Origin of the sequence: Rhizobium sp. C104, assembly GCF_022354505.1 — a bacterium.
Taxonomy (GTDB): Bacteria; Pseudomonadota; Alphaproteobacteria; order Rhizobiales; family Rhizobiaceae; genus Rhizobium; species Rhizobium redzepovicii.
This window is the reverse complement of record NZ_CP092352.1, coordinates 168,618-181,627: the sequence shown is the minus strand read 5'-3', so window position 1 is coordinate 181,627 and position 13,010 is coordinate 168,618. Positions and strand designations below refer to the sequence as shown.

The following is a 13,010-nucleotide window of genomic DNA, read 5'->3' as shown; positions in this document are numbered from 1 at the left end:
CTGCAGGGGGAGAATGACATAAAGCCATTGGAAGGCGGACGAACCGGGCAGATCTGGCGCGACGGCGATACCGTCGTTAGACCATCAGGCGCGTGGACGCCCACGGTGCACCGGTTTTTGCGCCATGTCAGGGACAGAGGTTTTCTGGCGGCGCCGGAGCCGATCGACATCACAGGGAAAAACCAGGAGATCGTCAGCTTCGTCGCCGGGCGCGTCTGCGAAGACCTGGGCGACACGTTTGTCGGATCGGAGCGCATGCTGGTTTCGGCGGCCAGGCTTCTGCGCGATTTTCACGCGGCATCACAAGGGTTTCTGGAGCAGGATGGTGAAATCCAGACGTGGATGCTGCCGCCACAGGAACCGCGGGAAATCGTCTGCCACGGAGATTACGCGCCTTACAACGTCGCCACGACAGAGCATGAGGCTGTCGGGATCATCGATTTCGATACCGCGCATCCCGCACCGCGACTCTGGGATCTGGCCTACGCGGTCTATCGCTGGGCGCCTTTGTCCGATCCCTCCCATCCCGGCGTGCTGTCAGGTCTCGATGAACAGCTGCGGCGGGCGGAAATCTTCTGCACGGCCTACGGGGCAACGGCAAAAGAACGGCAACAGCTCCCGGAGATGGTCTGCGGGCGGCTCCAGGCGCTTGCCAATTTCATGCAGGCAAGGGCTTCGGCCGGAGACGAGACCTTCGCGGAGCACGTAGCCGCAGGGGACGCTCAGCTGTATCTAAGCGATATCGACTATGTGCAGCAACATCGAGACCGACTGCTGAACGCGCTCCTATAGCTAGAGCCACTTCCTCCGACGGAAGAAGCCAAAGAGGCCGAGACACAGGACGCCGATGACGCCGAGCACGACGAAGTAGCCATACTGGGTTTTCAGTTCCGGCATATCGCTGAAGTTCATGCCGTAAATGCCTGCGATCGCCGTGGGAACGGCGAGAATTGCCGCCCAGGCGGCGAGCTTGCGGGCAATCGCCGTCTGCTCGGTCTGGCCGATCATCACGCTAGCCTCGAAGGCGAAGGCCAGCACCTCGCGCAAAGCGTCGATATCTTCCTGAACCCGGCGCACGTGATCGGTCACATCGCGAAACAGCGACTGAAGCGTCGGATCCATGCCGGGAAGATCGATGTGCTCATATCGCCGGCAGACGTCGACGAGCGGCACAACGGCATTGCGCAGCCGCAAGAGCTTCCGCCGCAGCAGATAAAGCCGCTCGATATCGGACTTCCCCAGCTGTTCGCGCAGCACCAGATCCTCGAGCTTCTCGACCTCCTCCTGCACGACTTCGATGACCGGCATATAGTTGTCGACGATGAAATCGAGGATGGAATAGAGGATGTAATTTTCACCATGGGCGAGCGCCGCGGGCGTTGCTTCGCACCGTTGCCGCACCGACAGATAAGAGGACGAGTCACCGTGGCGAACGGAGACGACATAACCGCGGCCGACGAACAAATGCGTTTCGCCGAAGATGATTTCGTCATCCTTCATATGGGCGGTCCGGGCAACGATGAACATTGCGTCCCCATAAATCTCCAGCTTCGGTCGCTGGTGGGGCTGTGCCGCGTCCTCGATCGCCAGTGCATGGAGATTGAATTCGGCCTGGACCTGATGCAGCAGCACTTCGTCCGGCTCGTGCAGACCGATCCAGACGATGGCGTTCTCCCGACTGCGCCATTCGCCGGCTTCTTCTATCCTGATGTCGCGAATGCGCTGCCCATGCTGATACACGGCGGCAGCCACGACGCCGGGCCGTTCATAGGGCAACGATGCCGAACCGCCGCCCGCCTGCGCGGAAATTTCGTCCAGATCCTTCAGCCGTTCCAAATCCTGCCGTCCTCCCGCTCCCGCACGGATCACGCATCCGCACCAACGCCGGCCAGGCGTCGCGTCGATCATAATGCTATTTCGTAAAACATGCATCCGTCTCAGTGCGGAACCAAGAAACGCTGATTGCGCATTGGCTTTTGTCAGCTCTGCGCCAGCGACTCATTGCAGAACGCGCAACCCACATCACGTGTCCGTGGAAATGTCATCCCAGTCCTGATCCATGTAGCCGATCAGCCAGTTGAGGGCGTAATGCCATTCGTAGACCACGCCCTTGTCCAATCCGGTCGGCGGCTCTTCACCCTTCAGTCTTGCGTTCACGGCCGCCCAATCATAGCGGTAGATCAGGTCGGCGGCGTCGAGCAGTTCTTTTTGCGGGCGCAGTTTGGCGCGACGCATCAACCCGTCCGTTCCCAATTCGCGAAGCGTTTTCGCAATGAACGGGACGTCGCAGATATGGTCGGGACGTTCGAGCTGCGGCGAAATCCCGAGTGCCCACAACATGACGTGCACGCCTTCGTAACGCCACGCGAAGTTTGCGCGATCCTGATCGGAGGGATCAGGATCGTCCATGAAGGCCTTTTCTTTCGGGGTGAAAAAACTCACTGCATCGAACTGCCGGATGAGAGCCTGACCCATGGCATGGTCGCCGGTCTCGCCTTTCACGGCAACGATCGCAAGCGCGATCGTGCGTTGCACGACCGCCTTGGTATTTCGGCGGGTACTTTCGCTCTCGGGCTCGACGGTCGGCAGATGATCGATCGTCGGCACCCCTTCCGATTGAAGCTGAGCGATAGACCGGGCTTTGCGCGCCCCTGCCTCATCGGCGGGTTGCGAGACGGCTGCCTGAACCGGAAGGATCAATGCAAGAAGGGCAGAAAACAGGCGCTTCATCATGTATGGCTCCTCTCATCTCTTTGACGCATCGATAAACATTTCCAGCGCGATCGGGATATGTTTTGCGCAAAAGCGACGTCGGTTTCCGGAAGGGTTGGTAAACGGCATTTTACATATTGAGCAAATCGTTAAATTTTTCTCGGTACAAATGTCCCTAGCCAAGCCGGTATGAGGCCGGACCGTTCGATCGAGGACTTTCTATGCGTCGTCCAAACATTAAAACGAGTTTGCTGTTGATTTTCAGCGGTGTAGCTCTTCTTTTCGGTCTTGTAGCCTATCTCGCGGTCGACGGTCTTTGCAAAACGAACGGCTCGACCGAGGAAATTGCCACCGACTGGCTGCCAAGCGTGCAGGCGTCGCAGGCAATCAATCTCGCCATGACGAATTTGCGCCTCACTTACCGCGATCACATCATCGCGCAGTCGGAGGCGGAAAAGAAAACACGCGAAGAGGCAATCAAAGTTGCCGAGGATGCGATACGCAAATCGGTCGACGCCTATCTTCCGCTGGCGTCGTCCGATCGCGAGCGCGACCTGATCAAGACGATCAAGGAAAGCGTTGAAGGTTACATCTCCAGCAGCTCGCAACTCCTCGTCCTTTCCCGTGCCAACAAGACCGAGGAAGCCGGGCAATATCTCGGCGGGGGAATGCGCTCTTATTCCGACAAGCTCAAGGAAGCCACGGCGGCCCTGGTCGAATTGAACGTCATCGGCAGCAAGAAGGCCGCCGACCTCAGCACGGAGACCTTCGCCTCCATAGAATTCTACCTGCTTGCAACGATCGCTGTCGCCGGGTTGCTCGTTCTCGGTGCTGTCGCTTTCGTGCTGAAGGCAATCGCCAACCCGATTACCGGCATCACCACCTCGATGCGGCGTCTGGCAGAGGGGGACACAGGTTCACAGATCCCATTTGCCGACCGCGCCGACGAAATCGGATCCATGGCAGGGGCGGTGGAGATCTTCCGCCAGGCCGCCATCGCGAACAAGCGGATGGCGACAGAGGCCGAGGAAAACCGCGTCCGAGCGGAGGCTGACCGCGTTGACACCCAGAGGCTGGCGGAAGCCGACGCATCGGAGCGGTTGCGCATCGCCACCTCGGGTCTCGCCGCCGGTTTGAAGCGGCTGGCCGCAGGAGACCTTGCCTTCCAACTCGACGAGGCCTTCGCGCCCGATTTCGAGGCACTGCGCCACGACTTCAACCAGTCCGTCACCCAGCTTGGCGCGACGCTCCGGGCTATTTCCGACAGCATCGGCACGATCGATGAAGGCACGCGCGAAATCTCCTCCGGTGCAAGCGATCTGTCGAAGCGCACGGAGCAGCAGGCGGCCTCGCTTGAAGAAACGGCAGCCGCACTGGAAGAGATCACCGCAAACGTTGCGAACTCCAGCAAACGGACCGAGGAGACGCGCACGGTGGCCACCGAGGCAAACCGCAGCGCCGGTATCTCCGCGGAAGTCGTTTCCCACGCCGAAGAGGCAATGGAACGCATCGAGACCTCGTCGCAGCAGATCTCCAACATCATCAGCGTCATCGACGAAATCGCGTTCCAGACCAATCTTCTCGCGCTCAATGCCGGCGTGGAAGCCGCCCGTGCCGGCGAGGCCGGCAAGGGCTTTGCCGTCGTCGCCCAGGAAGTGCGCGAACTCGCCCAGCGCTCGGCAAGTGCAGCCAAGGAAATCAAGGGGCTGATCCAGAACTCTTCGAAGGAAGTTGAAAGCGGCGTCAAGCTCGTCCGCGACACCGGCCAGGCCCTGAAGACCATCGGCGGCTTCATCACCCAGATCAATCACCATATGGACTCGATCGCCACTTCTGCGAAAGAGCAGTCGATCGGCCTCAGCGAAGTCAACGTTGCGGTCAACAGGATGGACCAGACCACGCAGCAGAACGCGACCATGGTGCAGGAGTTAACGGCGGCAGCAGATTCACTCGCGCAGCAAGCCCAGACACTTCGCGAGCTTATCGCCCAATTCAGGCTCGACGATACGACGTCCAACCAATCGTCAGCCCTTCGCTCGACGGCAAGAACGATGGCGCAGCCGACAGCCCGCGCCGCGATCCATGCGGTTGCCGCTCGCCGCTAAAGCAGGTCGCGCAAAAGTGTGCAGCGGTTCTGCGGCAACTGCCCTCGCCCTCGCCCTAACCGCTTGCACAGACCAGAGATGAAGGCGCCCGGCAATGCCGGGCGCCTCTCTTTTTATCGTGCGGCGAAGGCCGGATTGCGCCGGGCGCCCATTCTCAGCACGAAATAGATCGCCCCGCCGATTCCGACGCCGAAGAACCAGCCATAGGTGCCCCACCAATCCGGCAGGATGCTGGTGAAGGTCGGCAGAATCGAGGAGAACAGCGCGCCGACCGCAAATGCGATGAAGGCATTGCCGTGCCAGCCGTTCTGGAAGCGGAACTCGCCATTCTCATGATAGAGCGCCTCGACGTTCAGCTGGCTTTTCCGCATGAGATAGTAGTCCACCATCATGATGCCGAAGATCGGCCCCATCGTCGACCCGATGAAGTTGACGAAATGCGCCGCACCCGTCTCCCAGGGAGCAAACGGATAAAGCACGAGAGCGATCAATGCGGCAATGTATCCGCCGCGTTTGAAGTTGATCTGGCGCGGGAAGACGTTGGCGAAGTCGAAGGCCGGCGAGACGAAGTTCGCCACGACGTTGATGCCGAGCGTGGCGATCGCGAATGTCAGGGCCGCAAGCAGCGCCAGGAACCAGCTTTCGAATTTCGCCGATATCATTTCCGGATGCAGCAGAACCTCACCATAGACGGTGAAGGCCGCCGTGGTGGTGACGCCTGCGACAAGGCAGAAGGCCAGAAGGTTGATCGGCAGACCCCAGAGATTGCCCTTGCGCAGCGCCTTTTCGCTGGTTGCGTAACGCGAGAAATCGCAGAAATTCAGATAGAGTGCTGCGAAATAGGTGATCCAGGTGGCGGCCACCGCGGCAAGTGCTGCAAACGAGCCGGGCTCGCCCGGCACGCCGGCATCCTTGGTCTTCTCGATCAGCACGTCGCGCGGGATCTCCGAACCGAAGGAGAAGGTGCCCGACTTGACGACCAGATAGACGGCCAGGATCAGCATCATGATCCAGACGGCCGGACCTGCCCAATCCTGAAACTTGCGAACCGTCTCCATGCCCCGCTGGATGATAAGCAGTTGCAGCGCCCAGACGACGATGTAGCAGATAAGTTCGAGGGTCGAGTGGCCGAGCATATGGCTGTTCTGATGGAAGGCGAGCAGGCTCTCGTTGCGGATCAGAAGAGCGACGATCGCGCCGGATGCGGCGGCGGTCTGCGCGCCGTACCAGAAGCAGGCGACCACCGCCCGAACCAGGGCCGGAACATTGGCGCCGAACGTGCCGAAGGAGGCACGGGCCAGAACCGGAAAGGGTACGCCGGTGCGCACGCCGGCATTGCCGACCAGGCTCATCAGCACAAAGATGACCAGCGAGCCGATGCCGATGGCGATGACGAAATTCACGAAGCTGCCGCACAGCAGGAACAGGCTCGCCGCCAGATAGTAGCCCCACAGGCTGTGAACATCAGATGTCCAGACGTTAAAGATACTGAACGCACCCCATTTGCGCTCCTCGGCGGGTGCAAGATCCTCGTTGTATAACGAGGGAGACGGATTTCGAATGCTCATGAATGCCCTCCCATATCCCCTGAGGCCGACTCGACCCCGGACGGAAGTTTGCGCCTCATTTAGGCATCTGACAATTTAATAGTCATATTGTACACAATGTCGGTGCCCGCGCTGTACAGATCCCGCTGGGCGCCTCGCGCGGATCAGTGCGCGCCGACAACGCGTCCAGCCAGACGAAACGGGCTTGCGACTGCAGCGCCGGCCGCGTCGAAGACATAGGCGCCGACATCGCCGGCGGATGTACGCTTGCCGCTTTCGAAGGAGGCAAGCTGCGCACCGAACTTGGCGAGTGATGCATAGCGATCATGCCCCAGTCCATCGGACGCCTGGATCGAGGTGATGTCGATGACCCGGAGCCTTTCTTTCACGGCGGCCTCCTCGATAACGGGATCGTTAATATCGAGACGCCCGACGCGCGGCCGCTCCCCTGCGATGAAGCTCGAGGCCACGAGCGCCCGGTCGTCCTTGGAAACGAGCAGGGATATGGGGATCGGCATTCGCCCGATATCCGCCAGTTGGGAGCGGAAGACATCGACGTCGATGTCGGGGGCAGCGAGGATTACCGCCAGTTTGCCGACGACATCGTCGCGATGCTGCAGCGTGAGCTGGCGGACCGTCTCCATGACCAGGAACCCACCCATGCTATGTCCGAACAGGACGATGCGTTTCACCTTGCCGGAGGCCGAAAGCGAGGTGACGAGGGAATCGAGCGCGCTACGCGAGGCGAGCGCCGCATCCCGGTCAGCGACATATCCGGCAACGGCTGCAGCCGAAGGCCAGGAAAACAGGATCGGAGCCCCCGGCATTTTCGCATCCGCGGCGATCTGCGCCGTACGATAGAGCGCCTCCTGGTAACTGTAGTTGTAACCATGCACGAAGATGCCGATGGTGCCGTCCGGCTGCACCGACCGGAGCGCCTCCTCAACGAAGGCGTCCTTTGCAAGCTGCTTGCGGCCGATGACGGCAAATTGCCGTTCGGGATCCAGTGTCGAGGTCGGGTATGCGATCGTGGTACCCTTCCTGTCCGGAGGGACCGAAAATGCATATTGCTCATAGGTGAGGTTGTCGGCCCATGCGCTCCCAAAACCGCCCCGCATGGTATCGGGGGTCCTGTTCGTCGCAGCCAGCACGCTAACCCGGTTCGAAACGGCCTCATCGGCCCGAGCCTGCAGATGCACCGGCTTCAAGACATCAGGCGACGGCCTCGAGACGCAGCCCGTCAGCGCCACCAGACCGAGCGCGACCAGCACGGCAGGAGCTATCTTCGCAAGCCCGTTCAAACGTCGTTGCTCCACCGAGCGATCCCTTCGCAGGTCAAGGCGCGCAGCGGCCGCTTCGGCCGCTGCGATGGCTGACGGACTCGTTCATGCCTCTGCCGGGACATCGGCCTTGACGGCTTCGTCTCTCGGGATCCTGAACCATGCGACGTAGAGCGCCGGCAGGAACAGCAGGGTGAGCGCGGTTCCCACAACGATGCCGCCCATCATGGCGTAAGCCATCGGTCCCCAGAATATTTCGCGCGAGATCGGGATCAGCGCGAGGGTGGCAGCCGCAGCGGTTAGCATGATCGGCCGCATGCGGTGCTCGGTCGCCTCGATGACCGCCTGCCAGGCCGCAACACCCTCGGCGCGCAGATGTTCGATCTGCACGACCAGGATGACCGAGTTGCGGATCAGGATGCCGATCAGCGCCAGTATGCCGAGGATTGCGACGAAGCCCATCGGCGCATTGCTGAGCAGCAGCGCCGCCACCACGCCGATCAGCGCCGTCGGGGCGACCGCGAAGACCAGGAAGAGGCGGCTGAAACTCTGCAGCTGGATCATCAGGATCGTCGCCATGATGAACAGCATCAGCGGAGCCACCGCCGCAATCGGCCCTTGCGCTTCGGCGCTGGATTCGACCGCACCGCCCACTTCCACTTTGTATCCCACAGGCAGGCTCTTCTGGAATTCCTCGACCTTCGGCTTGAGCTGGTCGACGATCGTGGCCGGCTGCGTCGAACCAATGACGGCCGCCTTGAGGGTGATCGTCGGCTGCCGGTCACGACGCCAAATCGTCGGCTGCTCGAGCTCGTAGCGGAAATTCGCAACCGCCGAGAGCGGCACGACCTTGCCGTTGGAGGTCGAGAGCTGCAGATTCTCAAGCGTCTGGATGGAATCGCGTTCGGAAGCCCGGGCGCGCCCGACGACGTTGACCAGATAGATGTCATCGCGGATCTGTGTGGCGGTAGAGCCTTCAACGATGCCGTTGAGAGCGGTGGCGATATCCTCCGAGGAGACGCCGAGCTGGCGCGCCTTGTCCTGCAGCACATCGACCTTGACCACACGCGAGGGTTCGTTCCAATCAAGCACCATGTTCGACAGCAGCGGATGTTGCCCGACGACGCCGGCAAATTGCTGGGAGACTTCCCGGACTGTCTGGATATCGGGGCCGCTGATGCGGTACTGGACCGGCTTGCCCACCGGCGGACCGATGTCGAGAAGCTTGACGAAGGCGTCGGTGCCCGGGAAGGTTTTCGTCAGATAGTCCTGCAGTTCCGCCCGCACCTTGTCGCGCACGTCGAGGCCTTTGGTGACGATCACCGTCTGTCCGAACGACACGTCGGGCGTCTGCACGTCGAAGGAAAGGATAAAGCGCGGGGCGCCCTGGCCGACATAGGTTGTCCAGTGATCTATATCCTTGTTGCCGGCCAGCATCTCTTTTTCGAACATGGCCATCTGCCTGTTGGTCTCGGCGATCGAACTGTTATGCGGCAGGTTCCAGTCGATGATCAGCTCGGGCCTGTCAGAATTGGGGAAGAACTGCTGCTGCACCAGCCCCATGCCGCCGATCGAGAGGCCGAAGACGCCGACAGTCAGTATGATGGTGATCCAGCGCCAGCGCATCGCCAACCCCAGAAGCCAGGAGAAGACGGCGGCAAAGCGGCCCTTCTTCTCATGATGCGACTTCATGGTCTTCGGCAGGATGGTGACGCCGAGAAGCGGCGTGAACAGCACCGCCACAATCCAGGAAACGACCAGCGAAACCGCGATGACCACGAAAAGCGTAAAGGTGAATTCGCCGGCGGCGCTGTTGTTGAGACCGACGGGAATGAAGCCGGCGACGGTGACGAGCGTTCCCGTCAGCATCGGAAAGGCGGTCGACGTATAGACGTAGGTTGCAGCTTTCCTCAGATCGTCGCCCGCCTCCAGGCGGGCCACCATCATTTCGACAGCGATCATGGCGTCATCGACGAGCAGCCCGAGCGCGATAATGAGTGCGCCGAGCGAGATGCGCTGCAGCGAGATGCCGGAATATTCCATCACCACGAAGGTGATCGCCAGCACGAGCGGTATGGAGATCGCCACCACCATACCAGCGCGAAGGCCGAGGCTGATAAAGCTGATGACGAGCACGATGACGATCGCTTCGAAGAGCGCCCGGGTAAAGCCGGAAACCGCCTCATCGACGACATGCGGCTGGTCGGAAACACGGTGGACGTCCACACCGATCGGAAGATCGCCGACGACACGTTTCATCTGCGCATCGAGCCCCTCGCCGAACTGCAGCAGGTTGGCGCCCTGTTTCATGCCGATGGCAAGTCCGATCGCCGGCTGGCCGTCGAACCGGAACAGCGATGAGGGCGGGTCCACATAGCCGCGCTTGATCGTAGCGACATCGGTCAGCGGGAAGAAGCGGTCGTTGATGCGAAGGTTGATCGACCGCAGGCTTTCCTCGGAGGTAAACTGTCCGCTCACCCGCAAGGCAATACGCTCCGGCCCGGCATCGACGAAGCCGGATTGCGTCACGGCATTCTGCGCCTGCAGGGTCTGAATGACAGACTGCTGGTCGATGCCGAGGGCTGCGATCTGGCGGGTGGAGAATTCGAGATAGATCGCCTCGTCCTGCGCGCCGACCACATCGACCTTGCCGACATTAGGCACGGTCAGAACCTCGGAGCGGGCATCTTCCACAAGATCGCGAAGCTGGCGCTGGGTCAGGCCGTCACTGGTGAAGGCGTAGATGTTTCCGAACACGTCGCCAAAGCGATCGTTGAAGAAGGGACCGACGACGCCGGTCGGGAAATCGCCCTTGATGTCGGCGATCATGTTGCGGATGCGCAGCCAGGTCGGCGCGACATCCCTTGCCTTGGTGGTCGGCAGCAGTTCGACGAAGACTGTCGTCTGGCCGGCGACGGTCTCGCTCTTCGTGTAGTCGAGCGATTCCAGTTCCTGGAGCTTCTTCTCGATCCGGTCGGTCACCTGCCGCGTCACCTCATCGGCGGAGGCGCCCGGCCACTGCGCGGTGATCACCATCGTTTTGATCGTGAAGTTCGGGTCTTCCTCGCGGCCGAGATTCAGATAGGAGAAGGCGCCGGCGAGAATGAAGACGATCATGAAGTACCAGACGAGCGACCGGTGTTCGAGCGCCCAGTCGGAGAGATTGAAGGACTTCACTGGCTGATCTCCTGGTCGATCCTGATGGCCTGGCCATCCTCAAGTTTATGCACGCCGGCCACGACCACCCGTTCTCCGGGGGCAAGCCCTTCGGTGACGCGGACAGTGCCGCCATCGACGACGTCTCCGTCGATCTTCACGCGGCGGCGCGAGACTTTCTTGCCCGGCACATCGACGATCCAGACGCTCGGGCCGTCGGTGGCGGCAAGGATTGCCGAAGACGGCAGCACGATCTCCGGATCGGCGGCGATGGTGGCTAAGGCTGTGATGACGGAGCCAAGCCTGAAAGCCTCAGGCGGATCGCTGAGCGCGATCTTGGTCCGGCTCGTCCGCGTAGCCGTCTCCGCCTCCGGCGCAATCTCGCGCACGACGCCGGATGTGCGGATCGTCGGATCGAGCTGCAGCGTCACCTCGAACGGCGCACCGATGTTCAACCTCTGGGCGGCGCCCTGCGGCACGTCGACAACGGCGTCGCGCTTGTCCGGCCGCGCGATTGTCACGACGGTCTGGCCGGCGGAGACGACCTGACCGACCTCGGCCGAGGTCGCCGTCACCACCCCGTCGAATTCCGCCCGAAGCTGGGCATAACCGAGCTGCTCCTTGGCTTTGTCGAGATTGGCCTGCGCCTTGGCGACGGCAGCTGCGGCCGTGCGTCTTGCCTGCTCGGCCTCTTCGAGCGCGGCCTCGGTGCCGGAGCGCGAACTCCAGCAACGCGCGCTGGCGCTGCTCGGTGGTCACGGCGTTTCTGAGCTGAGCGTCGCTGTTTTCCACGTCGGATTGGGCGCTGCGCACCGCAAGCTCCAGCCCCAGCGGATCGATGGCGGCAACCACGTCACCCTTCTTGACGACATCCCCGACATTGACATTGCGGGCGATCATTCGCCCGAGAATCCGGAAACCGAGTTCGGTCTCGATCGTCGGCTCGATCGTGCCCGTCAGGCTGAGCCTCGAAGCGGACGTCTGCTTGACGGTCATCGACAGCACCGGACGAGGCGCCTCCTTTCCGCTCTCGTCTTCCTTCGGCGCGCAAGAGGAAACCAGGGCCGTGCCCACCATCAGCGCGACTATCTTGAGACGAATACTCACTTGGAAGCTTCCTTGAGATAAGACACGATTTCACCGGGTCTGAGGAATTTGGTCCCGTCGGTCACCACGGTCTCTCCTGTCGAGACGCCCGATTTCACGATGAAGCTGCCGGTCTCGTAACCGGCAACGTCGACCGCCCTGACCGAAACTGCCGACGACGCGGGATCGACGATCCAGACGGCCGGTTTGCCATCCTTGGAGGTCATGGCCGACCAGGGCAATTGGATGACGTCCTGCGGGACGTAAGTGAATCGCCCGACGACGGGAGCGCCGAGCGGAATGGGAGCATCGCTCGTTATCGCGACCTTGACCCTGATCGTGCCGGTGGAGGAATCGATCGTCGGAGAAATTTCGCGAACCCTAGCCGTGATCTTCTGCGAAGGGGCCGACAGAAGGGTCACGGTTCCATCGCCGTCCACCGGACGCAGGAATGCGCTTTCGACCACTTCGAACACGGCGTCACGGTCGCCGTCATGAGCAAGGGTAAAGACAACCTGGGCTGCCTGCGCCACCTGCCCTACTTCGGCATTGCGCGCGGTGATCACACCGTCGGCATCCGCCTTCAACTCCGTGTAGGACAGAGTGTCCTGAGCCGTTTCCAACAGTGCCTGCGCCGACTTCGCCGATGCCTGCGCGGTCAGAAGCGCCTCTTGCGCCTGATCGAGCGCGGCACGCGTCGTCACCTGCGTTCGAAACAGACTCTGCTGGCGATCATAGGCAAGCTGCGCTTGGGTCTGCTGCGCCTCAGCGGACTGAAGATTGGCGGCGGCCACATCCAGGTCGGCCTTCTGCTCTTCCGGATCGATGCGCGCAAGCAGTTGGCCCGCCTTCACGCTCTGCCCGACCTCCACCAACCGCTCGACGATCTTGCCGCTGACGCGGAAGGACAGATCGGTCTGGATACGGGCCCGAACTTCTCCGGTCAGCGCGCCGCCCTCGGCCAGTGGCTCAGACTTGGCCACGACGACGCCGACCTGCCGCGGGATCGGCTCTGTCGGCCCGCTCGAATCGCTGCATGATCCGAGACCGATGGCGCATACGATCGCGATAGCGATCCGAATGGTTCTCATAGTTGACCTCTTGCTCTCCACGGCAGCTGCTAT

At 61.5% G+C, this 13,010-nt stretch carries 8 protein-coding genes and 1 pseudogene; 2 read left to right on the top strand and 7 right to left on the bottom strand.

Going from position 1 to position 13,010, the window contains the following annotated elements; genetic code table 11:
- Positions 1–18: 18 nt before the first annotated feature.
- A complete protein-coding gene (locus tag MF410_RS28970) occupies positions 19–792 on the top strand; it encodes an aminoglycoside phosphotransferase family protein (protein ID WP_097628144.1) in 774 nt (257 codons plus the stop codon).
- Here MF410_RS28970 and MF410_RS28965 read toward each other — a convergent pair whose 3' ends face one another.
- Positions 793–1,836 (bottom strand): magnesium and cobalt transport protein CorA, encoded by a 1,044-nt coding sequence (locus MF410_RS28965; protein WP_097628073.1) that lies wholly within the window; start codon positions 1,834–1,836, stop codon positions 793–795.
- Positions 1,837–2,022: 186 nt separating this feature from the next.
- Positions 2,023–2,733 carry a DUF4272 domain-containing protein gene (locus MF410_RS28960; protein ID WP_097628074.1) on the bottom strand — a complete coding sequence of 237 codons (711 nt, stop codon included), beginning with the start codon at positions 2,731–2,733 and terminating at the stop codon, positions 2,023–2,025.
- Positions 2,734–2,933: 200 nt separating this feature from the next.
- Here MF410_RS28960 and MF410_RS28955 point away from each other — a divergent pair, with 200 nt between their 5' ends.
- Positions 2,934–4,817 carry a HAMP domain-containing methyl-accepting chemotaxis protein gene (locus tag MF410_RS28955; RefSeq protein WP_239620997.1) on the top strand — a complete coding sequence of 628 codons (1,884 nt, stop codon included), beginning with the start codon at positions 2,934–2,936 and terminating at the stop codon, positions 4,815–4,817.
- Positions 4,818–4,930: 113 nt separating this feature from the next.
- On the opposite strand, the gene MF410_RS28950 is transcribed toward MF410_RS28955, so the two are convergent.
- From MF410_RS28950 to MF410_RS28930, 5 genes and pseudogenes are all read right to left on the bottom strand, one after another.
- Positions 4,931–6,385: an NCS1 family nucleobase:cation symporter-1 gene (locus MF410_RS28950; RefSeq protein WP_097628076.1), complete on the bottom strand. Its 1,455-nt coding sequence runs from the start codon at positions 6,383–6,385 to the stop codon at positions 4,931–4,933.
- Positions 6,386–6,528: 143 nt separating this feature from the next.
- Positions 6,529–7,680, bottom strand: a complete 1,152-nt coding sequence (locus tag MF410_RS28945) for an alpha/beta fold hydrolase (protein ID WP_097628077.1) — start codon at positions 7,678–7,680, stop codon at positions 6,529–6,531.
- 69 nt (positions 7,681–7,749) lie between these two features.
- A complete protein-coding gene (locus MF410_RS28940) occupies positions 7,750–10,821 on the bottom strand; it encodes an efflux RND transporter permease subunit (RefSeq protein ID WP_183779661.1) in 3,072 nt (1,023 codons plus the stop codon).
- Positions 10,818–11,907 (bottom strand): annotated as a pseudogene (locus MF410_RS28935) (efflux RND transporter periplasmic adaptor subunit). The gene MF410_RS28940 and the pseudogene MF410_RS28935 overlap by 4 nt, the downstream one beginning before the upstream one ends.
- On the bottom strand, positions 11,904–12,977 hold the full coding sequence (locus MF410_RS28930; RefSeq protein ID WP_097628080.1) for an efflux RND transporter periplasmic adaptor subunit: 1,074 nt from the start codon (positions 12,975–12,977) through the stop codon (positions 11,904–11,906). The pseudogene MF410_RS28935 and the gene MF410_RS28930 overlap by 4 nt, the downstream one beginning before the upstream one ends.
- Between the last annotated feature and the right edge of the window lie 33 nt (positions 12,978–13,010).